General features: G+C 61.1%; 17 protein-coding genes and 1 pseudogene. 7 read left to right on the forward strand and 11 right to left on the reverse strand.

All coding sequences use genetic code 11. The features are described from left to right. The 4 genes and pseudogenes from FHT28_RS21335 to FHT28_RS21350 form a co-directional block, all read right to left on the reverse strand. Positions 1 to 416, reverse strand: a pseudogene (locus tag FHT28_RS21335) (galactosyl transferase); the annotation flags it as partial. A gap of 90 nt (positions 417 to 506) precedes the next feature. Next, positions 507 to 1,997 (reverse strand): lipopolysaccharide biosynthesis protein, encoded by a 1,491-nt coding sequence (locus FHT28_RS21340; RefSeq protein WP_168597285.1) that lies wholly within the window; start codon positions 1,995 to 1,997, stop codon positions 507 to 509. Positions 1,998 to 2,292: 295 nt separating this feature from the next. After that, on the reverse strand, positions 2,293 to 2,925 hold the full coding sequence (locus tag FHT28_RS21345; RefSeq protein WP_037193235.1) for a DnaJ domain-containing protein: 633 nt from the start codon (positions 2,923 to 2,925) through the stop codon (positions 2,293 to 2,295). Positions 2,926 to 3,121: 196 nt separating this feature from the next. Beyond that, a complete protein-coding gene (locus FHT28_RS21350; RefSeq protein ID WP_168597286.1) occupies positions 3,122 to 3,817 on the reverse strand; it encodes an NUDIX domain-containing protein in 696 nt (231 codons plus the stop codon). Positions 3,818 to 3,946: 129 nt separating this feature from the next. Between FHT28_RS21350 and FHT28_RS21355 the strand changes: the two genes are divergently transcribed. Continuing rightward, on the forward strand, positions 3,947 to 4,966 hold the full coding sequence (locus tag FHT28_RS21355; protein WP_037192525.1) for an SPFH domain-containing protein: 1,020 nt from the start codon (positions 3,947 to 3,949) through the stop codon (positions 4,964 to 4,966). Between the two features lie 4 nt (positions 4,967 to 4,970). Then, positions 4,971 to 5,924 carry a sugar kinase gene (locus FHT28_RS21360; protein ID WP_168597287.1) on the forward strand — a complete coding sequence of 318 codons (954 nt, stop codon included), beginning with the start codon at positions 4,971 to 4,973 and terminating at the stop codon, positions 5,922 to 5,924. A 60-nt stretch (positions 5,925 to 5,984) separates the two neighbouring features. On the opposite strand, the gene FHT28_RS21365 is transcribed toward FHT28_RS21360, so the two are convergent. From FHT28_RS21365 to FHT28_RS21375, 3 genes are all read right to left on the reverse strand, one after another. Then, on the reverse strand, positions 5,985 to 7,487 hold the full coding sequence (locus FHT28_RS21365; RefSeq protein WP_168597288.1) for a DegQ family serine endoprotease: 1,503 nt from the start codon (positions 7,485 to 7,487) through the stop codon (positions 5,985 to 5,987). 265 nt (positions 7,488 to 7,752) lie between these two features. Then, complete coding sequence (locus FHT28_RS21370) at positions 7,753 to 8,409, reverse strand: DUF2161 family putative PD-(D/E)XK-type phosphodiesterase (RefSeq protein WP_168597289.1); 657 nt, start codon at positions 8,407 to 8,409, stop codon at positions 7,753 to 7,755. Positions 8,410 to 8,444: 35 nt separating this feature from the next. Then, positions 8,445 to 9,341 carry a LysR family transcriptional regulator gene (locus tag FHT28_RS21375; protein WP_168597290.1) on the reverse strand — a complete coding sequence of 299 codons (897 nt, stop codon included), beginning with the start codon at positions 9,339 to 9,341 and terminating at the stop codon, positions 8,445 to 8,447. A 146-nt stretch (positions 9,342 to 9,487) separates the two neighbouring features. Between FHT28_RS21375 and FHT28_RS21380 the strand changes: the two genes are divergently transcribed. Together FHT28_RS21380 and FHT28_RS21385 are read left to right on the forward strand one after the other, a co-directional pair. Beyond that, the gene (locus FHT28_RS21380; protein WP_047554983.1) at positions 9,488 to 10,681 is read left to right on the forward strand and encodes an MFS transporter; all 1,194 of its coding nucleotides are present in this window, start codon (positions 9,488 to 9,490) and stop codon (positions 10,679 to 10,681) included. A gap of 28 nt (positions 10,682 to 10,709) precedes the next feature. Then, positions 10,710 to 11,540 (forward strand): aldo/keto reductase, encoded by an 831-nt coding sequence (locus tag FHT28_RS21385; protein ID WP_047554614.1) that lies wholly within the window; start codon positions 10,710 to 10,712, stop codon positions 11,538 to 11,540. A gap of 51 nt (positions 11,541 to 11,591) precedes the next feature. Here the strand turns inward: FHT28_RS21385 and FHT28_RS21390 are convergent, their stop codons facing one another. The 3 genes from FHT28_RS21390 to FHT28_RS36875 form a co-directional block, all read right to left on the reverse strand. After that, complete coding sequence (locus tag FHT28_RS21390) at positions 11,592 to 14,852, reverse strand: cellobiose phosphorylase (RefSeq protein ID WP_168597291.1); 3,261 nt, start codon at positions 14,850 to 14,852, stop codon at positions 11,592 to 11,594. Between the two features lie 186 nt (positions 14,853 to 15,038). Further along, positions 15,039 to 17,510 (reverse strand): glycoside hydrolase family 2 protein, encoded by a 2,472-nt coding sequence (locus FHT28_RS21395; protein ID WP_168597292.1) that lies wholly within the window; start codon positions 17,508 to 17,510, stop codon positions 15,039 to 15,041. 28 nt (positions 17,511 to 17,538) lie between these two features. Beyond that, the gene (locus FHT28_RS36875) at positions 17,539 to 18,237 is read right to left on the reverse strand and encodes an FCD domain-containing protein (RefSeq protein WP_245297463.1); all 699 of its coding nucleotides are present in this window, start codon (positions 18,235 to 18,237) and stop codon (positions 17,539 to 17,541) included. Positions 18,238 to 18,365: 128 nt separating this feature from the next. Between FHT28_RS36875 and uxuA the strand changes: the two genes are divergently transcribed. The 3 genes from uxuA (at position 18,366) to FHT28_RS21415 (ending at position 22,395) form a co-directional block, all read left to right on the forward strand. Beyond that, positions 18,366 to 19,544, forward strand: coding sequence for a mannonate dehydratase (gene uxuA, locus FHT28_RS21405; protein WP_168597293.1), 1,179 nt, complete (start codon positions 18,366 to 18,368; stop codon positions 19,542 to 19,544). Between the two features lie 186 nt (positions 19,545 to 19,730). Further along, the gene (locus FHT28_RS21410) at positions 19,731 to 21,821 is read left to right on the forward strand and encodes a bifunctional diguanylate cyclase/phosphodiesterase (RefSeq protein WP_168597294.1); all 2,091 of its coding nucleotides are present in this window, start codon (positions 19,731 to 19,733) and stop codon (positions 21,819 to 21,821) included. Positions 21,822 to 21,963: 142 nt separating this feature from the next. Further along, positions 21,964 to 22,395, forward strand: coding sequence for a glyoxalase/bleomycin resistance/extradiol dioxygenase family protein (locus FHT28_RS21415; protein WP_168597295.1), 432 nt, complete (start codon positions 21,964 to 21,966; stop codon positions 22,393 to 22,395). Between the two features lie 61 nt (positions 22,396 to 22,456). Here FHT28_RS21415 and FHT28_RS21420 read toward each other — a convergent pair whose 3' ends face one another. Continuing rightward, the gene (locus FHT28_RS21420; RefSeq protein ID WP_047638431.1) at positions 22,457 to 23,287 is read right to left on the reverse strand and encodes an alpha/beta hydrolase; all 831 of its coding nucleotides are present in this window, start codon (positions 23,285 to 23,287) and stop codon (positions 22,457 to 22,459) included. Positions 23,288 to 23,316: the final 29 nt, after the last annotated feature.

Genomic DNA, 23,316 nt, shown 5'->3' on the forward strand with positions numbered 1-23,316 from the left:
CCGCGGTCGATCTTCCAGCCATTGGCATCGGCGTTTCTTGCGGCAAACTCGACGATGTTGGCGCTGACGAAATCATCGTCGTCGACGATCATGAAGAAGCGCGTGTCGCGGGCGGAAAGCATTCCGGCCAACACCCGGCGACCCTTGTCCAGACGGAATGCGTCGTAGACTTTTTCGCGGTCGGCGCCGTTGATATCGTGCAGCTGATTTGGCGGGAAGGTTACGCGCTCTGCCGAGAATTTCGGTGGCAGGTCAGGCAGATCGGCGCCCTCATTGGCAACGATCACGGCGCGCCAGTCGCCGTTGGATTGTCCGGAAATCGAGGCTATCGTTTGCGACAGCCTCCTCTTCAACGAAGGCCAATCGTTCGAATTGGCCTGATGACGAACCGGGATGATGAAGGTAACCAGCGTCATAAACGCGCCCTTTCTGACAGTTGGTGCTGCCATGGCGGGGGTCGAAGTGGCATTTGCTGCCTTGTTTCGATCCGTTGTCCGCGACGGCAGTTATTGAGCTTTTGCGCGACGACCTTGCAGCGTCGTGCGCACCAGGAAGAGGATCCTTTCCCTGCACAGGAGGAGGATCAGAGCTGAGTAGGTGATGCCGCCGATCAGGATTTCGCAGACCAGACGCGAGGCTATGGACCAGTCGCGCATGGCCGACGATATCGCCAGTACCGCGACAAGCATGCCGAGATAGGCGGCGATCGGTCTGATGAACTGGCCGAAATATTGCGGGATGCTCAGGCCGATCAACCGGGAGACCATCCACAGCGTCGCAGGCCACAGCATCAGCACTTCGACCATCAGCGCAAAGACGATGGTGGTAACGCCATATTTATAAAGAAGAAGCACGGTCAGGATGGTGACGATGTTGCGCACCAGCTGGTAGTAGAACCACCAATCGGATTTACCCTGGCTTGTGATCAGGGATGCCTGGATCACGCCGATGCCGGCCATCAGGCCGATCACGCAGAAGAAGCGCACCGGCCAGATGGCAGCCGCCCAATGCGGGCCGAAGATCAGCGGGATGGCATCGTCGGCAACGGCTGCGAGGCCCATGAAAGCCGGAAAGGAAATCAGCGAGCAGCCGAAGGTGGCCATGAGGAAGGCTTCGCGGACCTTGTTCTGATCGTGCTGCAGGGAAGAGAGCAGGACATGGCTCACCGAGGTCAAGCCGCCGGCGACCACGTTGTTCAGCATCTCGTACAGGCGTCTGGCGAAATTATAGATACCGAGCGCAGCCGGGCTCACCAACGTGCCGATGATCAGCTGATCGAGGTTCATGGTCTGCAGGAACCGGTTGCCGGAGGCGAATATGCCGTAATGCAGCAACTCGCGCAGGCTTGAGAGCTTGATCCGGACGCCGGGTAGCCAATTGGCGCCCCAGAAAGCCGCGACACAGGCTGCGGCCGGCGCCGCGATCTGCGCGATCGCAAGCGCCCAGAGGCCGAAGCCGGCGAAGATCAACGACAGGCAGATGGTTGCGGACACGCAGGTGGCGATCGCGGTACGCGCCGCCGCCAGATGAAAGGACATCGTCCTGCCGATCAAGGCGTTGGGAACGATGATCATCATGTCGAAGAAGATCTTCAATCCGATGATCATCAGCAGGCTGACGATCTCGTCGTGGCCGACCCAATGGGCAACGGTCGGGGAAAGGAAAAACAGCGCGGCATAGAGAATGGCCGCCGAAAGGAAGGAGAGCCAGAAGACCGTGTCGAGATGGCTGCGCCGGATCGACTTCTGCTGGATCAGCGCTTCGCCGAAGGCTGTAGGCCCAAAGCCGGCGGTGAAACTGACGATGGCGAAGGCGAGCGCAACGAGACCGAAATCTTGCGGCAGAAGAAATCGCGACGTGACGACGAAGACGAGACTGTTGAGCGCCGTCGGGATCAACGTGTCCAGTGCCGACCAGAATGCACCCCTCAATGCGGCCCGCGATCGGTTTTCGCTCAGATGTTCAAAGACGATGTCATCCGCTTGGGAAGCCAGCAATCGCATACTCCACGTTTTAAATTTTCAACCGGCGCAGGCGTCTTCCGGCGTCGGCCGATCGCCGTGTCGTCATCTTTGATGGAATCGAACGGCTCACTTGAGGCTTGATCTAGGCCAGCCCTTCGATTTGTCTAGGGACGATTGTTGCATTGCAACATAGCGTTGCTGAAAAGAGTCGGCGATCGAGATAAGGGCGAGCAAACCGACCGTCTCAAGGTGGCTTCGATCGACCGCAAAGATCAGCTTGGACGGGCTTATCTATGTCCCCGCATGCGAGCCATGATCAATGGCGCAATCACTGGGCGGCGGAGCGGACCTTAGGCACTTCGTCCCATTCGATATCGGGCGCTAATTCCGCCTCGTCATGAGATTCGTCCATGACATAGAGATAGCCGTCGAGCATGTCGCAGGCGCGTTCGTTGGCGCCGATCTTTGATTCGGTCTCACTGATCGCGGTGGCAATCGCCTTAATGCGGGCGCGCAGCATGTGGCCGACAACGTCCTTGCCGGGGCGTTTTCCAAGACGGTCGAGATGAAGGTTGATCCGATTGGAATGCCGCTCCAGTTCGCTCTTGCTGAAATGCGCCTTGCGGATCTCTTCGAGAAGAGCCGCCCGCATTTTGGCAACCGGATCGAAGGTCCCGGGCTCGCGTTCGTCCAGAACCATATCGGTAATAAGCTTCTCGATGGCGACCAGCGCCTGCAGATCGACGGCATCGGTCAATTCGACATCATAGCCGGTATCGTCGAAGACTTTTCGGCGCACGGGATCCAGAAGCAGCTCATAGGCCTTCTGCAATTGCGAGAAGGTCTCGGTATCGCCGCCGGAATCGGGGTGTGCCGCCTTCGCCCGTTTGCGATAGGCCGCCTTGATCTGCTCTTCGCCCGCATCGCGCGCAACGCCGAGAATGTCGTATGGATCAGTCACTCCAACTCCTGCCGCCGCTTCGTCCTGTCCCAAGGGCAGAAGCCCTTTGCCGTTGAATTTTCCGGCAGACAAAAAGGTCCCCCATCGGGTCGTTCCTATCTGCCCACGACGTCTTTGTACCATCACAAAGGCAGAGTTTGGACAAAAACAATCACGTGTCAAAGCCGAAGTGTCTCTTCTGTGGAAATGCGGCTTCCTAGATCGTTCGATCGAAGAAGACGGTCGAGCGTGCCTGCTTCAGCCGATAGAGTTGGGCCGGGCGATTGCTGGCACGGCGCATTTCTCCTTCTATTGGCTCGATGAAATCTACTTCCGCCATGCGTTTGCGGAAGGCCGATTTGTCGAGACTGCGGCCCAAAAGGCGCTCGTAGACGGCCTGTAATTCGCCCAATGTGAAGGCTTCCGGCAGAAGGTGGACGGGCAGCGTCGAATATTCGACCTTGCTTCGCAGCCTTGCGGTCGCCGCCCTCAGAATGGCGGCGTGGTCAAATGCAAGGGGCTCCATAACCGCCTCGCCGCTGATTGGCCGCCAGGCAACATCAGTCACGTTACCCCCGTGCCGCAAGGTGAACGCATCCGGCGAAATCAACGCCATGTAGGTTACGCTCAAGCTCCAGCCGCGCGGATCGCGCAACGCATCGCCGAAAACGCCGACTTGTTCGAGATAGGGCGCCGTGATTCCCGCTTTGTCGGCCAGGACACGCCGCGCCGCCGCTTCGAGGTCGCGGTCCTTGTCGACATGGATCCACCCGCCCGGCAGCGCCCAATCGCCGGCAAAAGGATCCGTGCCGCGACATGCCAGCAGGACCTCGAGCCCAGCAGGTACCAGGGCAAAAATGGCAAGATCGACCGAAACGATCGGCCTTTGATAAAGGTCTTCGGGGCTATTCATGCTCCCGAATATAGCGCGCCTTCATCTTAGTGTAAAGTTTCAACTAACTTAGTTGACATTTGACACTAAGTGGTGTTTCTTCGCGACGTGGCGGCTGGGAAGGCCGTCGTGTTCGCTCAGGAGGCAGTCATGTTCGGATTTCGTTTCATCAAGGCGCAGCCGACCCAGCATGTGATCCAGTATCGCGATGGTCGGCCCCAGCGGGAGGGCGCAGGGCTTTCCTTCTGGTATTTCGCGCCTTCGACGTCGCTGGTCGTGGTGCCGACGGCGAGCGTCAACGAACCGTTTATTTTTCCGGAGGTGACGTCCGACTTTCAGGAAGTGACGATCCAGGGCCAGATCACCTACCGCATTGCCGATCCGAAGCGAACAGCGGAGCTGCTTGATTTCTCGCTCAATGCCAAGGGTACCTACGGTTCGGAGGATCCGCAGAAGCTGTCGCAGCGGTTGATCGACCAGGTTCAGGTGGCGATGCGTGCCGAGGTGCAGGCCTTGACGCTGAAGGAGGCTTTGGCGGCCAGTGAATTGCTCGTCGGGCGCGTCGCCACCACGCTTCATGGTCATCCGGCGCTGCAGGCGCTCGGCCTTGAACTCCTCAGCCTGTCCATCCTGGCGGTAAAGCCGAAGCCGGAGACCGCCAAGGCTTTGGAGGCAAGCGCACGCGAAGCGCTGCTGCGCAGTGCCGACGAGGCGATTTATGCGCGTCGCAACGCCGCCGTCGAGCAGGAGCGTACGATCAAGGAGAACGAGCTCTCCACCGAGATAGCCGTCGAAAACAAGAAGCGTCAGGTCCGCGAGGCGCAGATGGATGCGGAGCGTTCGGTTCAGGAGCGGCAGCTGCAGATCCGCCGCGAGGAGATGACCGGCAAGATCGCCCTGGAAGAGCAGAACAAGGCGCTTGTCGCTCTCGCCTCGACCAATGCGCGCGAAGAGGCGGATGCCAAGGCTTATGGTCTCGCCGTCATGATGAAGTCGTTCGGCGACGCCGATCCCAAGGTGCTGCAAGCCTTGGCGTCTGTCGGCATGGACCCCGGCCAGCTGATGGCGCTCGCCTTCCGCGATCTCGCCGATAATGCCGCCAAGATCGGCCAGCTCAATGTCTCGCCTGATCTCCTGCGCGAAATCATGCAGCCGCAAGCGAGGGGGTAAGCCAATGCCGACCTCGGAGTACGGGAAGTATGACGACAGAAAGATCGTGCTGATCGTGCGCGACACGCGTCTCGATGAACTGGTTGTGCGGTTCAACACCGTCCAGCAGGCGCAGTTCTATGTCGAGCATCTCGGTGCGGATTTCGGCGATTATCTGGCGGAGCAGCAGCATTACCGGGAAGCCGTGCACGAGGTCGAAGCCAGCCTGCGCGAAGTTGCCCGGGTGCAGACGCTCAATCGGCGCTATCTCGGCAATTTCATCTTCGCCGTCGATGATATCGTCGTCGTGCTGGGGCAGGACGGTCTGGTCGCCAACACGCTGAAATATCTCGACGGGCAGCATGTGCTCGGCGTCAACCCGGATCCGAAGCGCTGGGACGGCGTGCTGCTGCCGTTCCGTGTGGCCGACGTCCGCAAGGTCGTGCCGGAAGCTTTGGCGCAGCGCCGATCGCTTAAGCGTGTCAGCATGGCGAAGGCCTCGCTCAATACCGGCGAGGTCCTCTATGCCGTCAACGACCTCTTTATCGGTCCGCGCAGCCACGTTTCAGCCCGTTACGATCTCCAAATCGGCGAGAGACGCGAAAGGCAATCGTCGAGCGGCATCATCGTCTCGACCGGCATGGGCTCGACCGGATGGCTGAAGAGCCTCTACGCGGGCTGGGCGGGAGCGGCCGCCAGTTTCGGCATGGAGGTGCCGGCTGCGCTTGCCGACGCTACGTTTCCCTGGGATGCCGAGTTCCTGCATTACTTCGTGCGGGAACCCTTTCCCAGCCGGACGACGAGTGTCTCCCTGGTTTCGGGACAGATCGCCGCCGAGATTGGGATGACCGTCGTATCCGAAATGGCGGAGCACGGCGTCATCTTCAGCGACGGCATCGAGACGGATTTTCTCCCTTTCAACGCCGGAACCCTGGCGAGGATCGGTCTTGCCGAACGGCAGGGGCTGCTTGTCATCTGAACGCAAGCGGCCCGCCTCCCGGAATGGGAGACGGGCCGCTTTGTACTATCGGTTCAGGCGTCAGGCGGCCGAGAACGGTACGGCCACGAACGTCTTGTCGCCATCACGCTCGATGAGGAGCAGGACGGATTTGCGGCCATCCTTGCTTGCCTGTGCAACGGCGGTTTGCACCTCGTGGGCGTTGCGAACCGGCTGGTCGTTGACCGAGACGATGATGTCGCCGGTCTGGATGCCGGCCGCAGCGGCTGGCTTGTCCGGGTTGACGCTGGCAACGACCGCACCTTCGACGCCGTGCGGCAGGTTCAACTGCTGGCGTAGATCGGGAGTGAGGTTGGCGAGGCCGACGCCGATGCTCGGCTGGTTGGAAGGCTGAACCTTGCCATCGCCATTGTCATTGGCGGCCTGCTTGCTGTCGTCGTTGCCGCCGATGGTGACATTGACATCCATGCTCTTGCCGTTGCGCCACAGGGTGACCGAACGCTGGTCGCCCGGGGACAGATCGGCGACGAGCCGCGACAGATCCTTCGGCGTCTTGACGGTCTCGTTGCCGACGGCAGTGACGATGTCGCCGCTCTTGATGCCGGCACGGGCAGCGGGGGTTCCGTCATTGACGCTGGCGACGAGCGCACCCTGCGTCTGTGACAGGCCCATGGCGTTGGCGACATCCGAGGTTACGGGTTGGATCGCGACGCCGAGATAACCGTGATCGATGGAGCCATTCTTTTCCAACTTGGCGACGATCGTCTTGGCTTCGTCGGAAGGAATGGCGAAGCCGACGCCGACACTGCCGCCGTTCGGCGAATAGATGGCGGTGTTGATGCCGACCACATTGCCTTCGCGGTCGACAAGCGGGCCGCCGGAATTGCCGTGGTTGATCGGGGCATCGATCTGGATGAAATCGTCATAGGGGCCGCTGTGCAGGTCGCGACCACGGGCCGAGACGATGCCGGCGGTGACTGTTGTACCGATGCCGAAGGGGTTGCCGATGGCCAGGATCTGGTCACCGAGCTTCAACTTGTCGGAATCGCCCCAGGCAATGGTTGCCAGCGGCTTCGGCGCCTTGATCTTCAGGACGGCAAGGTCCGATTTGGCGTCGGCGCCCAGCAGCTTGGCCGGCAGTTCGGTGCCGTCGTCGAGTGTCACCTTGATGTCGACTGCGTTCTGGATGACGTGGTTGTTGGTGACGATGATGCCGTCAGGGCTTATGACGAAGCCGGAGCCGAGCGCCATGGCGTGCTGGTTCTGCTGTTGGCGCGGCGCCTGTTTCGGGAAGGGGATACCCTGGTTTTCGAAGAACTGGCGGAACTGCTCGTCCATCGGCGAGTCGCCGCTGTCGGCGCTCGTGTCCGTCGCCTTCATGGTTGTGGTGACGGTGACGACAGCGGGCTTGTCGGCGTCGACGATCGGGGCAAAGGAGCCGCCGGGAGCGATGATGCCGGCAGGCTCGGCTGCGGCTGCTGGGGTTGCGGAGGTGCCGAAGGCAAAAGGCAATGCGCCCGCGCCGACAATGATGGCGGCTCCGACAATGGCGGCGGTGCGATGTTTGCGAAGAATAGATGACATGGCAAAAGTCCCTTGCGAGATTGTTGGCGAATTGGCGTCTTGTCCATCTCCGGGACAGGCGTCGAATGGGTTCGCGTCAATTCTTTCCGGCAGCCTTTGTTTCCCGCATTTACTGTGGGGAAGCAAAGTATAAAATTGAATTGGCGCTGTCATGTAATATGATCCGCCAATTGACTTTTACAAATTAAATATTGATCATGTTATTATTGCAAAATTTTAAGATATTACATGAATTTAATGTTTGGCGGCCCGAATTTCTCCATATTCAGGGCTGTGGCGCCGGCCATCGTTTAAGCGCCTCCGCCCCGACTTCCGTCAGCGCATAGATGCCGCGATCGACGCGTTCGAACCAGCCGTAGACGTTATCCCTCAGAATTTGCGGCGCCTTTGGTGCTGCAGCACGCATATCCTTCGGTTTCTGCACGCCGTTTTCGATCGCTGCGGCGCAGGCAAGGGCCTGCTGACGATAGGCAGTCATGATCGGTTTGCGCGTGCTGCCGCCAAGTGCCGGATCGCCCTTTCGCCGGCGATGTTCGTCAACAAGCCGTGATCTGCGGCGCGCATTCTTGCGCGGCATCGGCGAGACAGGGCTGACGACGATGTCGACGGTGCCGCTGTCGGACACCGCCAGCATGCCGAAGCCCAGCCGCCGGCAGAGATCGCGGAAGCGCCGGTCGCTTTCCCGGCCCTTGCCCTTCGCCGAGACCCGGGCGGCAATCCAGACTTCGTCACTGGCCGCGGCACGATCGACCGCCTGCAGGATCAGTTCGAGATTGAAAGTGAGCTTCAGCTCGCAGATGACGACGACGGGCGGCTCGCCGTCATTGAGCCCGACGAGATCGCAGCCGCCGATCTCGCCCTTTACGGCGTAGCCCGCCATCTCGAGAAATGACTTGATCGGGAGATAGAGTTCCGTTTCCAAATCCTGCTCTCCGCTCTGGAGTGTCCGGATTCGGTTTATCCGATTCGGTTAACCAGAAAGTCGATAAAGGCGCGGATGCGGGCCGCCAGGTGCTCATGGCCGGCATAGACGGCATGGATGTTTTCGATATCCTCCGGATTGAAGTCTTCCAGAACTGGCACCAGCCGTCCAGAATCTATATCCGGCTGCACGTGAAATTGTCCGATGCGGGCAAGCCCCATTCCCTCGAGGCAGAGGCTGCGCACGGTCGGGCCGTTGTTGGCTTGGAGATTGCCCTCAACGATTTTCACAAATTGCGCGCCGGTGCGTGGATCGCGAAAAGGCCAGCCTTCGGCCGTCGGACGGAAGTTGAAGGTCAGGCAATTATGATGGTCGAGTTCTTCCGGCGTTTTCGGAAGACCCTTCCGTTCGATATAGGCCGGCGATGCAACGACGAGGCGACGGCTTTCCAGAAGCTTGCGGGCCTTTAGCGAGCTATCCCGCAATAGCCCGGAGCGAATGGCGACGTCGGCGCGCTCGCCGACGATATCGATGACGTTGTCGGTGAGCGAGATGTCCAGTTCGATCTCGGGGTAGCGTCTCAGGAAATCGGGAATGAGTGGCACAAGGCAGCTTACCCCAAAGGCGACGGAGGCGCTGACCCGCAGCAAACCACGTGGCACGGCCGCCCCGCCGGCTGCCACGATCCTCTCCGCTTCCTGAATATCCGTGAGGATCGCCTGCGCCTTTTCCAGATAGATCTCTCCTTCCGGCGTCAGTTGCAGGGAGCGGGTGGTCCGCACCAGAAGACGGGTGTTCAGCCGCTCTTCCAGCCGGGTGATGAGCTTGCTGACGGCAGACGGAGACAGGCGCAGTTTCCGCCCGGCCGCCGAGAAGTTGCGAAGGGTCGCCACCTGAACGAAGACATCCATCTCGCCGGCGCGATTGTCCACTTCTTCCTCCTGGCTTTGAATTGAATTCACAAGTGTTGCGTTTATATAGGCGATTATCGCTTGAATGTCTTGGCCCCATATTCTCTCCCGAACAAGAACCTGTGCAGCCGGAATTCTCCGGCCTGCCTTTTGGATCGGGTGATCTCATGCCTCTCGCTCTCTTCGCGTTGACGATCGCTGCCTATGCGATCGGGACAACCGAATTCGTCATCGTCGGTCTGCTCCCCACTGTGGCGAACGACCTCCACATCAACCTGCCGCTTGCCGGCCTCATCGTCAGCGTCTATGCGCTCGGCGTCACCTTCGGCGCACCGATCCTGACGGCGCTCACCGGCCGCATCGAGCGCAAGCCGCTGCTGCTTGGCCTGATGGCGCTGTTCATCGTCGGCAACGGCATGGCTGCCTTGAGCCCGGGATATGCGCCGCTGCTCGTCGCGCGCGTGCTTTCCGCCTTCGCCCACGGCGTGTTCTTCTCCGTCGGCTCGACCATCGCGGCCGATCTCGTGCCGGAAAACCGCCGTGCCTCGGCAATTGCCATGATGTTCATGGGGTTGACGGTTGCGATCGTGACAGGCGTTCCCCTCGGCACCTTCATCGGCCAGACCTTCGGCTGGCGCGCCACCTTTGCCGCCGTCGCAGCTCTCGGTGTCATCGCCTTCGCCGGCATTGCGCTGCTGCTGCCGTCGAACCTGAAGAAGGCACCCGCGGCCGGCATCGGTGAGCAGATCCGCGTGCTTGCAAGCGGCCGCTTGCTGATCGTCTTCGCCATGACGGCGCTGGGCTATGGCGGCACTTTCGTTGCCTTCACGTTCCTGGCTTCCATCCTGCAGGACGTGACCGGCTTTGAAGCCTCCGCCGTCAGCCTCATCCTGGTACTCTATGGCGTCGCCATTGCCATCGGCAATGTCGTCGGCGGGCGCCTCGCCAACGGCAATCCGGTGCGCGCGCTGACCTGGCTGTTCATTGCCCAGGCTGTGGTGCTCGTCCTGTTCAGCTTCACGGCTGTCTCGCCCTGGCTTGCCATCCCGACGCTGGCCGCTCTCGGCTTCCTGTCCTTCGCCAATGTGCCCGGGCTGCAGCTCTATGTCGTCCAGCTTGCCCGGGAGGTTCGCCCTGCCGCCGTCGATGTGGCCTCTGCCCTCAATATTGCCGCCTTCAATCTCGGCATTGCCGCGGGTGCGTGGGTCGGCGGCCTGGTGGTGGAATCTTCGCTTGGCCTCGGTGCCACGCCCTGGGTCGGCGCGATCCTGGTCGTCGCTGCCTTGCTTTTCACTCTCTGGAGCGGCGCGCTCGACCGCCGCTCGGCCTCCACGGCGCAGGCCGTCTCCTCCGCTGCCTGATCAAACTTTGCAATCGAAAGGACAATCCATGCAAATCGTCAGCGCCAACGGCGCCTCCATCCCCGCTCTCGGCTTCGGCACCTTCCGTGTGCCGGGGCCTGACACCGAACGCATGGTGGCGCATGTGCTCCGCAACGGCTATCGCCACATCGACACCGCCCAGATCTATGGCAACGAGGCCGAAGTCGGCGATGGCATCCGGCACTCCGGCATCGCCCGCGCCGATCTGTTCCTGACGACGAAGGTCTGGGTCGAAAATTATCGCCACGAGGCTTTCGTCGCCTCGGTCGACGAAAGCCTGAAGAAGCTGAAGACCGATTACGTCGATCTCCTGCTTCTTCACTGGCCGAACGCTACAGTGCCGCTTGCCGAACAGATCGGCGCGCTGAACGACGTCGCCAGGGCAGGGAAGGTGCGCCATATCGGCGTCTCGAACTTCAATCGGGTGCTGATGCGCGAGGCGGCAGCGTTGAGCGAACTGCCGCTCGTCACCAATCAGGTCGAGTATCACCCCTATCTCGATCAGTCCGCTGTCATCGAGACGGCAAGAAGCCTGGGCATGTCGGTGACCGCCTACTATGCCATGGCCGACGGGAAGGTATTGTCTGACACGCCGCTGAAGGAGATCGCCAGCCGGCATGGAAAGTCGGTTGCCCAGATCGTCCTGCGCTGGATCGTGCAACAGGGTCTGGTCGTCCTATCGAAGACCGTGTCGGAAAGTCGCGCGATGGAAAATGCCGCTATCTTTGATTTTGCCCTGACGCAGGATGAAATGGCGGCAATCCACGCGCTTAGCCGCCCAGATGGCCGCATCGTCAGTCCCGACGGCCTAGCACCTGTCTGGGATGAGGCAGCTTGAATTCTAAAAATGAGGGAGCCGCACCAGCGGCTCCCTCATGTGTTTATCGGTTCAAGCCTTGAAATCCAGCTTGACCTCGCACGCACCAACCGAAGCCGGCAAAAGCGGCTTGCGGATGCGCTGGCCGAAGTCCCGCTTGAAGCCGAAGACATTGCCGATCAGGCTCTTGGTATAGAGGCCCGGGCCGCTCGAGTACGTGCGCCAGCCGCCATCGACAGCAATATCGCCCGCCTTGACGCGCGCCCAGTCGGACGAAGCATGATAGCGATCGTCGAAGGCGGCGTCGCTGCTGCTGAAATAGGTGTTGCGCTGGCGCAGTGACGCATGGTCGAGCCGGCCGCTGACGGCGATTGGATTGGCGAGCGCCAGGGCAGCCCATACCGCTTCGGCATCGTCATCAAGCGCCAAGGCTTCGCAATAGCGCAGATGTGCATGCACATACATCAGCCCGATCTCACGCCCGAAGAAGGAGGAGGATTCGGCGCGCCGGAACAGCGTTTCAGGCCCACCGGCATAGGTCGCCGGCTTTTCCATCAGCCGAACACCATCCGGGAACAGTAGGTTCTCGCGAATAATCTTCATATGGCTGTGACGCTGCTCCGGCGTGAACAGGCCGCCGATCATCGGCTGCGTCATCGCAATCAGCGAATAATGCAGGCCGGTCCGGGTATCCTGCGGGTGCAGCAGCAGTTCGACGCCATCATGGCTCGGATCGAATACGCCGTAGCCAGCGACGATGCCGTCGCGCATCAGGAGCCGGTTGAAATCGCTGCGCATGGCGGCTGCAGTCTCTTGCAGTGCCTGCGCCTCATCGCTGCGGCTGGCGAGCGTCAGGATCTTGGCATAGCGCACCAGCTGCTCGTAAAGCAGCGAAACGGTCCAGCTGCTGACCATCCAGTCGCGCAGGTGCGGGTCGGCCGGCTGCAGGCTGTCGTTCCAGTCGCCATCGCCGTAGCGGATAAGGCTTGTGCCCTTCACGAAGCGGCTGCGCACGGTTTCGAGCAGCTTTTCGACGTGATCGGAGATCGTCGCGCGCTCCGAGGTCAGCAGCATGGTGTCGTCGGCACGCCACGGCACGGTTTCGGCAAGGAAAGCGATATTGCCCGTCGCCTCGATATAGTCGCACAACGCCTTCAGCGGCCAGACGACGATATCGCCATGGGCCTCGCCGGCGCGGATATTGGCGTAGGGCTCCAGCATGAACCATTGCGGCCAGTCGCCCCGATCCCGATACTGCTCGGAAAAGACGGTGCTCAGAACCTGCCGGGTTTCCTCGTCATGCTCATAGGCAAGCAGGAATTCCACCGGTCCCTGGCAGACGTCACGCGTTCCCCAGGCAGCGCCGGTATATTGCTCAAGTCCATGCGGCACGCTCAAGTGCACGATCGCATCATGGGCGATCCAGGGCAGCATGACGGCCTGGGCTGTTACATCCGGATCGTCGCCTTCGATGCGTGCGTTGCGCGTCACATGGCTCCAGAACCGTTGCGCAGGCGCCAGCATCTCTTCGCTCTTCACACCCGAGGCGTAGCGCGCCGAAAAGGTCTCGCCGGCAGCCGCATCGGCCATCGAACCGGTGACGGCAAAGCGCAATTCCTGCGTGGGATGCGATTTCAGCGCGATGAACGGGCCGTTGCGGGAGTTGCCATCGTCATAGAGCAGTTCGTCGCCGCCGATGGCCTCGAAGGCATCCGGCGTCGGGGTGACGAGGTGATAGGCCGCCTGCGGGTAGCGGTCCCACAGCCACGAGGGCTGCGGGCGGAAGGAAATTCGTTTGTTCTCGGTATCGATGGCGATATCGGCGACTGCTTCATAATCGCGTTCGCCGAGTACGATATGGCCGAATACCAGGAAGCGGCAGGCGGCCCCTTCGACCGAAACGCTCCACTGCATGGCCGGATCGTCGCCGGAGGCGATTGCCGACACAGTGATGGTGCGGTGGGACAGCCGATAGATCCAGCTGGTGTCGCTCAGCCCCATCTCGAAGGCAGCGGGCACGCCGAGCAGGCGCCAACCGTCGCCGAAATCGACGAGAATGCGCAGGCCGCTCGACCGCGTCAAATTGTAGGGATCGCGGGAGACGGAGAAGAGTTTGTGGAAGGAAGTGTTGCCGATGGTCAGCTGCGCGGCAAAGATGCCCTGCATCCAGCAGGTCGCCGCCAAGGTCTGGTCGTCGAGCAGCATGTTCTGCCCGCTGCGGATGATGGCGCCGTGGCGGCGCGCCACGACACGTTCCTTTTCGCTGAGCACGACGTGCCTATTATGCGGGCCATCCGGCACGAAGAAGGAAATGAGCTTCCCGTCGACATGCTCCTCGAGCATGCGCTTGGGATAAAGCGCATCGATGTCGGCCTGCTCGAGGGTGTCGCTGACGGCGAAAGATGCGTCCTGCACAAGGCTGCGGGCCGGCGGCGCGGCGACAATCGCGTCCTTGGCCAGTTCATCTCGCAATTTTGGCAGGTTATCGAGGCGCGCAAGGTCGGCATCGCTCGAGGCGGCCGGATGGTCGGCAACGAAGAGACCGAAGAAGGACGTTGTAGCTGCCGCGCCTGGTGCCAGAGAAAGCGGCTTCGACTGGATCGCCGGGCAGGCGACCTCGTGCTGTCGGCGTACGCTCGGCAGGCTGATGCCGAAGTCCGGCACCATGACGCCGTCATTGTCCTTGGACGGCACGAGGAGTTGGATCGCGTCGGTGGCAAAGGCCGCTGCACCCTCGAGGCAGCCTTGCGCCAGCCAGGGGTTGCGTTTGCCACCCTGTTTGAGGTTCTGCCGGTTCATAACCACTGGTCCGAAGACGGCATGGTTGGCGATATGGTGATCGATATATTGCGACGCGTAGGCCTCGCTGTTCATCAGGAAGCCGCGATCGCCAAGGCCGACGTCCTGAAGGAGAACGAGATCGGCCGCGAGCGTCGTGCCGGTGGTGTTTTCGAGCGATACCTGCCAGAACCACGCGGCCTCGCTCGGGTGCAGCCGCAGGCTGACCGTGTGCTTGATGCCGGCCGTCTCGCCGCTCCAGCAAAGGCCGCTCTCGGCATGGCCGAAACGCACGGCCGCCTTCGGGCCGACGATCTCGGCCGTTTCCGGCTTGGCGCCGCCGACGCGCAGATAAAGACGGCCGATGCCGCCATAGACGGGCGATCCAAGCACCTGGTTGATCATGACGCCGCCCTGCTGGTCGGCAAAATCGATTGAAAACAGCGTGCCGTTCGGCAGCGCTGAAACCGAAAGGCCGGCACTATTGGTAAGCGTGGTAAGACCGAGTTCTTCGCGACGGGGCGTCTGAAAGCTGCGATTGAAGTCCGAGGACATAAGCTAGGTCTCGCTGATTCATGGATCGGATGGGGGTACTAGATCACAAGGCTGAGCCCGATCATAGGCGGCATTTTTGCCATTCGCGACAGCAATCTTTCGTGACGGCTGCCTGCTGGCTCACGGAAAACATATGACTCGACCCGGCAAGGGCGCCGGGTCATTCGACTGGAAACGCTGTCACTTTCATCGATGCATCGGCGTCTCCGCGACCTGATTGGCGGTGCGCACGATGGTTGAAAGATCGGCGTTGTCGAAGGCTTCCTTCGAAATGCCGCTGACGTGGAAAGTCCTGCTTTCCCCCGGCATCAGATTGACGAGCATATCGTCGACCTCGGCATTCGGGCGAATGCGATCGACGAACAGGCAGAGGTCGCGCAGCAGCGTCTGTGCCGTAATGGTGACTGCAATTCCATTGGCCGCCTGCACGCTCTGGATATCGAAGCGCGGCTGCGGATAGTGCAGCTCCATGTCCTTCTCGAAGAACCACCACGCTTCGGCGTCACCCAAACGGGCACGCAGGAATTCCCGCCGGGGATCATCAGGCGTCGCCACGTCGCTGGGGATCGGAATGTCGGTATTCTCGAAACGATCGCACAGAACGCGCCAGACGGAGTGATGTGCAAGCAGCTTGCCGTTGACATCGAAACGTTCGACGGTGAAGGGCACGCGCCAGAATAGCGTCGCATCGTTCACGGCAACGGCGGCAACGCCGTCGCCGCGCGGCTGGATAGTAAGAAGATGCGGGGCATAGCTGTGGCGCAGCGCGTACCAGAGCGGCTTTTTGCGCCCCGCGCCGTCGATCGCCGCCCAGGAGGTCACCGGCCAGCAATCGTTGAGCTGCCAGACGATCGTGCCCATGCAGGTCGGCCGGTGCGAGCGCATGTGGTCGATGCCGAAGCCAATGGCGCGCGCCTGATTGAGCTGTGTGACGAACAGCCAGTCGTCGAAATTTTCCGGATGGGGGAACCAACCATCCAAGCCTTTCAGCAGCTTGTCGTTGCCGGTGGTCGCTTTCTGATGGTGCAGGACGCCGGGGGAGGCGGGTGCACGATCCTTCTCGCGCACGGATTGCGTCAATGTCGCGAAGGTTGAAGGTGCCTGCCATCCGAATTCGGAACAGAAGCGCGGGATGTAGTTGCGGTAGGTCTCGTAGCCTACCTCGTTCCAGACATCCCAGATGTGCTTGCAGCCGTGCTCGTCGGCATTCGGCGCGATTTCCATCGAGCCGGAATAGGGGCTTCCCGCCCAATAGGGCCGCGTCGGATCGATCTCGGCCACCAGTTTCGGCAGGAGATCGAGATAATAGCCGGCGCCCCAGGGGCGATTGCCGAGTACATCCTGCCAGCCCCAGTCGAAATAACCCCAGATATTCTCGTTATTGCCGTTCCAGATCACCAGCGAGGCATAGGGCATCAGCCGGGTGATTGCCTCGCGCGCTTCGGCCTCGATCTCGCTGTAGACGGGCTCTTCTTCGGGATAGGTGGCGCAGGCAAACAGGAAATCCTGCCAGACCATGATGCCCGCTGCGTCGCACTCCTCGTAGAAGGTATCGGTCTCGTAGATGCCGCCGCCCCAGACGCGCAGGAGGTTCATGTTGGCATCGCGGGCCTGGGCGATCCGCTCGCGATAGCGCTCCCGCGTCACGCGCGGCAGGAAGCAGTCGTCCGGAATCCAGTTGGCGCCGCGGGCAAAGACCGGTACGTCGTTGACGACGAGGGTAAAGGCCGAGCCGATCTCATCCGGCGTCGTGTCGAGCCGCACGGAGCGGAAGCCGACACGACGCTTCCAGCCGTCCAGCACCGCGCCATCGGAGCCCTGAAGCTGAAGATCGAGGTCGTAGAGCGGCTGGTCGCCGAGCCCGTGCGGCCACCAGACCTGCGGATTGTCGATGCGGCATTCGATCTGCGCGTGGGTCTCTCCCTGCGCGACGCGAACTTCCGAGCGCTTGCCGCCGACCGACAGCACCAGTGCCACGCTATCCGTACCCTTCGCGGCCCATTCGATCTCGACATGCAGGCGGGCGACGCCCTGGCCGCCTTGCAGCGTAATTTCCGGGCGGATGCTGCCGAGGCGTGCCTTCGACCAGCTCTCGATGGCGATGGGCTGCCAGATGCCCGAGGTGACGACGGTCGGACCCCAATCCCAGCCGAAATTGCAGGCCATCTTGCGGATGAGATTGCCGGGGCCGGGATAATTTGTGGGTATATCGGCTGCGCTGCCGAGCTGCTTGCGCACGGCTTCGCCATGCTCGTAGGCCGATTGGAAATCGACGATCAGTTCGTTGCGGCCGCTCTTGAGGTTGGCGCCGATGTCGAAGCGATAGCTGCGATGCATGTTGCGGGTCTCGCCGAGCACGGTGCCGTTCAGCTCCAGGCGCGCCGCCGTATCGAGGCCGAGGCAGGAGAGATCGATACGCTCGGCCTCTTCGCTCTCCCAATCGAAGGCGAGGCGATAGCGCCAGGCGGCGCGGCCGATCCAGTCCTGCGAGATCTCGTTGACGTCGAGATAGGGGTCGGTGATCAGCTGGGCGGCCATCAGGTCGAGATGCACGTTGCCAGGCACAGCGGCCGGGATCGTATTCGGCAGGGACGGCGCGGTGGAGGGTGCGCGAAGGCGCGAGATGGTCCAGCCGGTGTCGAGCGTCTGTCTTTTCATGTCATGGATCCGTGAAGAAATGGGCGTCTCAAACGGCGTTCGGCGCGATGAATTGCAGCCCGGCCTGCAGGTGGCGGTTCATGTGATAGGCGTAGGCGATTCGATCCCGTTTTATCAACGCCTCGATGATGTCGCTATGTTCGTCATAAGCGTTGTCGACGGCTTCGCGGGACCGCTTGCCCGCCTCCATCAGCCTTTGCAACAATGGCTGCAGAATACCATAGACTTGTGACAGCGTTTGATTGCCGGCAAAGCCGACGAGAGTGGCGTGGAACTTGAAATCCAGCGCGGCGGCCTGCGAAAGTTCCGGTGCAGCTTTCATTGAGTCGTTGATCGATCGCAGCGTTTCGATGGCGGCATCATCGATGCTTGAGAACAGAAGATCGCAGAGATTGACCTCGATCAGGCGGCGAAAACCCTGGATATCGAGGAAGCTTTCCGCCGATATGTCGATGGCGAAGGAGAACTGATCCATCAGTGCCTGTTGACGCCGGTCGGTGATGACGGCGCCAACCTTCTGGCGGCTTTCGACAATGCCGTAGGCCTTGAGGATGCGGATTGCCTCGCGGACCGTATTGCGGCTGCTGTTGAACATCGAGGCGAGCTCCGCCTCAGAGGGCAATGCATCCCCAAGGCCGAGATTGCGCTCGCGCATCAGTCGCCGCAGCGCATCGACCACCTGGTCCACTGCCGAGCCTCTATCCTCGATATCAGCGGTCTCCACCACGATTCATCCTCCATGGCCGGAAACATATTGTTGGTCAATAAGGACTGTCAAGCGCGGCAAAAGATGTGTTGTGAGTGGACATTTGCGGATACGGCGATATTTTGACCAACAAATGGAGGAGGTGTCGCATGGAGAGCTGTTGGCGTTGGTTTGGGCCGAAGGATCTTGTTCCGCTTCAGCATGCTCGTCAGGCCGGGGCGACGGGCATTGTCACGGCGCTGCATGAGGTCGCCTATTCACGCTCCTGGACGCCGGCTGAAATCGAAGCGCGAAAGGCCCTGGTGGAGGCGGCGGGCCTGCGCTGGAGCGTATGTGAATCGATCCCCGTGCCCAGCGCCATCAAGCTTGGCGGCGCCGGAGCCAGGGCCGCGATCGGCATCTGGAAGGACAGCCTGGTCAATCTCGCCCGGTCCGGCATCAAGACGATCTGCTATAATTTCATGCCGGTGGTCGATTGGACGCGGACGGATCTGCGCTTTGAAATGCCGACCACGGCGCTTGCGCTGCGTTTCGACATGGTGGAATTCATCGCCTATGACGTCTTCGTCCTGCGCAGGAAGAGTGCCGAGGCGGATTATGCGCCGGAGCTGGTGCAACGCGCCGAGGAGCGGCTGAAGGGCCTTTCCGAGCAGGCGGTGCAACGGCTGGAAAACAACATCATCGCCGGGCTTCCGGGCGGTGAGGACAGCTACGGTCGCGAGGCGATCCGCTCGGCCATCGCCCTCTTCGAGGGAACGACGGCTCGGGATCTTCAGTCCAATCTCGAGATGTTTCTGCAGGAGGTTGCGCCCGTTGCAGCCGAGCTTGGCGCGAGGCTCGCAATCCACCCGGACGATCCGCCCATTTCGCTTTTCGGCCTGCCACGCGTCGTTTCAACGGCGGCGGATCTGCGCCGCATCCTTGGCAGCGTCGACCATCCGGCCAACGGCTTGACGCTCTGCGTCGGATCGCTCGGGTCCCGCGCCGACAATGACGTGCTTGATATCGCGCGTGAATTTGCCCCACGCATCAATTTCGCCCATTTGCGCGATGTCGCGATCGAGGCCGACGGTTCCTTCGTCGAGGCTTCCCATCTGGAGGGGCGCAGCGACATGCACGCCATCCTGCGAACGCTTTTGGCCGAGGAGGCGCGCCGACGCGCCGAGGGTCGCGATGATCATCTGATCCCGATGCGGCCGGATCACGGGCATCTCATCGGCGACGATATCGATAAGCCGACCAACCCGGGGTACTCTTTGATCGGCCGCCTGAAGGGGCTGGCGGAACTGCATGGCGTCATTCACGCCATCGGTAAGGCTGGCCTGTAAGCATCACGCTTGTCCGCTGTTGGACTGCGTGGCCGTGAGCGTAGAAAGCAAAGCGTGTGGTTGCATATTCGGTAGGCTTTTGCTCAAAGTTTAGGCGAGCTACCATTTTGATTTTATTTAACTTTTTAGAATATGACTTTCCAATTCTCTGGTAGTTCAACTCGAATTTGCAAGGTCGATCCGTCCATGAATTCCGTTTGGCCCGACGCCCCGAACGACGATTTTCGGTCGCTTTTCAAGACGCATCCCTCGCCGATGTGGGTCTATGATCCCAAGACGTTGAAATTCCTGATCGTCAATGACGCCGCTCGCGATCTCTATGGCTACAGCCACGCTGCCTTTTCGGTCATGACCGTGCTCGATATCCGGCCGGCGGAGGAGCGCGAGCGCATGCTCGAAGCGGTTCACCAGCGCACCGACATGGAAACGGCGCAGCGCTGGACGCATCTGAAAGTCGATGGCCAGACGTTCGAGGTTTTGACCTATGGGCGTGAAATTTACTTCGACGGCAAGGCGGCGATCCTGGCGATCGTTCAGGATCGCACCGAGGTCAACGCTGCCCGGCGGCAGGTCGATGCCACGCAGTCGCTGCTCGACAGCATCGTCGACAATCTGCCGGTCGGCGTTTTCGTCAAGGATATGGCGAAGGGCGGCCGCTATATCCTGTTCAACGAGGCGTGCGGAGGCATTGTCGGGCTGCGGGCGAAGGACGTGATCGGCAGGCCGGACGAAGCTATATTTTCCGACGAGCAGACGGCGATCCTTCGCGAACAGGACAGGCTTGCCTTCGACGCGGCGACGACCGTCGGCTTCGAAGAAACCATCCACGCACGGGATGGAGTTCCGCGCATCGTGAAGACCGCCAAGCGGATACTGCCAGCGCCCAAAGGACAGGCGCCGCGCTACCTTCTCGGCATCTCGCAGGATGTCACGGAGGAGCGCAATGTCGAGGCGAAGCTTGCGCATCTTGCCATGCACGATTCCCTGACCGGCCTTCCGAATCGTGCTTTCTTTTCCGAGAGCATCGTCAAGCAGGTGGCTGCCGCGACACCGGAGAAGCCGATTGCGCTTCTCTACATCGATGTCGATCATTTCAAGGATATCAACGACAGCAAGGGCCATGCCGCCGGCGACATGCTGTTGCGCCAGGTCGCCCAGCGTCTCCTGCAGCTTGCCGAGAAGAACGATCTTGTCGCCCGCCTCGGTGGTGATGAGTTCGCCTTGGTCCTGAAGATGACGGATGCCGGGCGGGCCCAGCGCTTTGCCGACCTGCTGCTGCTATCGCTCTCCGTGCCTTTCGATCTCGATGGCGTCCGCGAGCACGTTACCTGCAGCATCGGCATCGCGATGGCGCCGGAACATGGCGGCGATGCCGACGTCTTGATGCGGGACGCCGATCTGGCGCTCTATGCGGCAAAAGGCAGTGGCCGATCGACCTATCGCTTCTATCAGACTGATATGCGGCTTGAGGCGGAGCGGCGCTATCAACTCACCCTGGAGCTTCGCGAAGCCCTGCAGAAGAACGAATTCGAGCTCTATTATCAGCCGATCATTCGGCTGGACAATGACGGGTTGTCGGGTTTCGAGGCTTTGATCCGCTGGCACCATCCCACGCGTGGGCTCATTGCGCCTGCCGAGTTCATCCCCGTTGCCGAGGAAACCGGCATGATCGTGCCGATCGGCGACTGGGTATTGCGGGAGGCCTGCCGGACCGCGAGGCAATGGCCAGGCGATCTGAAAATCGCCATCAACCTTTCCGTCTATCAGTTTCGTCATGCGAGCCTGCTCGCGACCGTCGTTTCGGTTTTGGACGAGACCGGCCTTCTCCCCGAGCGACTGGAGATCGAGGTTACCGAATCCGTCCTGCTTTCCGAGGTCGAGCAAAGCCTGTCGCTGCTGCGCGCCCTGAAGGAACTCGGCATCCGCATCGCCATCGACGATTTCGGCACCGGCTACTCATCGCTCAGCTACCTGCGCTCCTTCTCTTTCGACAAGATCAAGCTCGACCGCAGCTTCGTCGCCGGCATGGAGACCGATCCCGGCAATCTGGCGATCGTGCGTGCCGTCGTCGGCATTGCCTCGGGCTTCAATGCCGTAACGCTGGCGGAAGGCATCGAGACCGAGGAGCAGTTGGCGAAATTGCGCGCCGAGGGCTATAGCGAAGTACAGGGCTTCCTGCTTGGCCGGCCGATGCCGCGCGAGGAGGCGGAAGCACGCATCTTCAGCGAGATCTATCCCGCCAAGGCGCTTCGCGCCCGAAAGCCGGCGCATGGGTGATCCTCGGACAGGATGCCCCCTGCTTCCGAAAAGATAATTTAAAAAATCGATCTCCTTTTGTCGGGAAGTCTTTTCGGCCGACGTCCTTGGGGCGGCCCACCGCAAGGGCGTGACATGCAAACCCGTTCGCAAGGAGACGAACATGACCGATACAGCAGAACAGACGCAATCCTCGCAGCCCCGCGTGCCGGTTCACGGCGGCGTTGTGGCCTATCTGACGGTGGATGGCGCTGTAAAGGCAGCCGATTTCTACAAGCGTGCCTTCGGTGCCGAAGAGGCCTTCATGTTCCCGGTCGACGAGAAGGGCCGGACGATGCACATCCATCTCTACATCAACGGCAGCTCGGTCATGCTCGGCGATGCCTTTCCCGAGTATGGCCACGCGCTGGAAAAGCCGCAGTCGTTCGTGATGCAGCTGGTCGTCGAGGACTTCGATGCCTGGTGGAAGCGTGCCGTCGATGCAGGCTTGGAGGTCGTCATCGAGCCGCAGGTGATGTTCTGGGGCGATCGCTGGGGCCAGCTCCGCGATCCCTTCGGCGTCACCTGGGCCATGAATGCGCCCGTCAACGAGTGATATCTGCCAACCCTCGGCGCGGACGATGCGCGCCGAGGGCATGTTTCATTGACTGCAAGCTTCAATCCGCGAGCAAGGATCGCGTCAGTGGATGAGAGACATCGGTGAGGCCGTCGAGTACCGTATAGTGATTCCGATCCGGCTCGATTACCACTTCCGTTGCAGCGCCAAGCCCGGTCCAGATATTGGCAAGCAGCGCATTCTGACGCACGAATTCGGCACGCTCCGCACCGCCGACCCAGCACGTGAGGCGGATATTGCTTAAGGGTTCCAGGAGCGCGGGGCTCTCGCTTTGTGCCTCGGCCATATCGATGCGAAGCTGCGCGTTCATGCTCCGCTTCATGATCGGGCGCAGATCATGCAGGCCGGAAATCGCGAGGACATGGCGGATGCGTTTGAGGATCGTCTCGTCCAGCGGCGATGTCGTCGTCATCATGCGGGCCACGAGCTGACCGCCGGCCGAATGTCCCGTCAGGATCACGGGGCCATCGATGATGCCTGCCGCCGTTGTGATCGCCGCTGCGACTTCCCTGCCGATCCCGCCAATGTGGATTGCAGGGCAGAGCGTGTAGGACGGGATGGCGACTGCGTAGCCTGCAGCAATCGGACCTGCTGCCAGATGCGACCAGTAGCTTTTGTCCAGTTGCAGCCAGTAGCCGCCATGAACGAAGACGACCAATCCCTTCGGATGTCCTTCGGGCAGGAAGAGATCGAAGCGATTGCGCTCGGCGGGACCGTAGACGAGGTCTAGTCTGGCACGTCCGGCTGTTGTCAGGTTGTCACGGAAGGATCGAGCGGGCTCGACCCATGCATCCGGCCACCGATCGCCGTCGACGATGTAGGCGCCGTTGGTATAGGCACTATCCCAATCGGTGACCTTGAAATAGCTCATCTATGGCTCCTCCGTTTCGGCGATCGGCA

Origin of the sequence: Rhizobium sp. SG570 (assembly GCF_012275345.1) — a bacterium.
GTDB classification, from domain to species: Bacteria; Pseudomonadota; Alphaproteobacteria; order Rhizobiales; family Rhizobiaceae; genus Rhizobium; species Rhizobium lusitanum.

Excerpts from the sequence above, each read along its gene's own strand:
- FHT28_RS21355 (WP_037192525.1), top strand. The coding sequence starts at position 3,947 with ATGTTCGGATTTCGTTTCATCAAGGCGCAGCCGACCCAGCATGTGATC.
- FHT28_RS21415 (WP_168597295.1), top strand. The coding sequence starts at position 21,964 with ATGACCGATACAGCAGAACAGACGCAATCCTCGCAGCCCCGCGTGCCG.
- FHT28_RS21420 (WP_047638431.1), bottom strand. The coding sequence starts at position 23,287 with ATGAGCTATTTCAAGGTCACCGATTGGGATAGTGCCTATACCAACGGC.
- FHT28_RS21365 (WP_168597288.1), bottom strand. The coding sequence starts at position 7,487 with ATGTCATCTATTCTTCGCAAACATCGCACCGCCGCCATTGTCGGAGCC.
- uxuA (WP_168597293.1), top strand. The coding sequence starts at position 18,366 with ATGGAGAGCTGTTGGCGTTGGTTTGGGCCGAAGGATCTTGTTCCGCTT.
- FHT28_RS21410 (WP_168597294.1), top strand. The coding sequence starts at position 19,731 with ATGAATTCCGTTTGGCCCGACGCCCCGAACGACGATTTTCGGTCGCTT.
- FHT28_RS21395 (WP_168597292.1), bottom strand. The coding sequence starts at position 17,510 with ATGAAAAGACAGACGCTCGACACCGGCTGGACCATCTCGCGCCTTCGC.
- FHT28_RS21350 (WP_168597286.1), bottom strand. The coding sequence starts at position 3,817 with ATGAATAGCCCCGAAGACCTTTATCAAAGGCCGATCGTTTCGGTCGAT.
- FHT28_RS21390 (WP_168597291.1), bottom strand. The coding sequence starts at position 14,852 with ATGTCCTCGGACTTCAATCGCAGCTTTCAGACGCCCCGTCGCGAAGAA.
- FHT28_RS21380 (WP_047554983.1), top strand. The coding sequence starts at position 9,488 with ATGCCTCTCGCTCTCTTCGCGTTGACGATCGCTGCCTATGCGATCGGG.
- FHT28_RS21360 (WP_168597287.1), top strand. The coding sequence starts at position 4,971 with ATGCCGACCTCGGAGTACGGGAAGTATGACGACAGAAAGATCGTGCTG.
- FHT28_RS21385 (WP_047554614.1), top strand. The coding sequence starts at position 10,710 with ATGCAAATCGTCAGCGCCAACGGCGCCTCCATCCCCGCTCTCGGCTTC.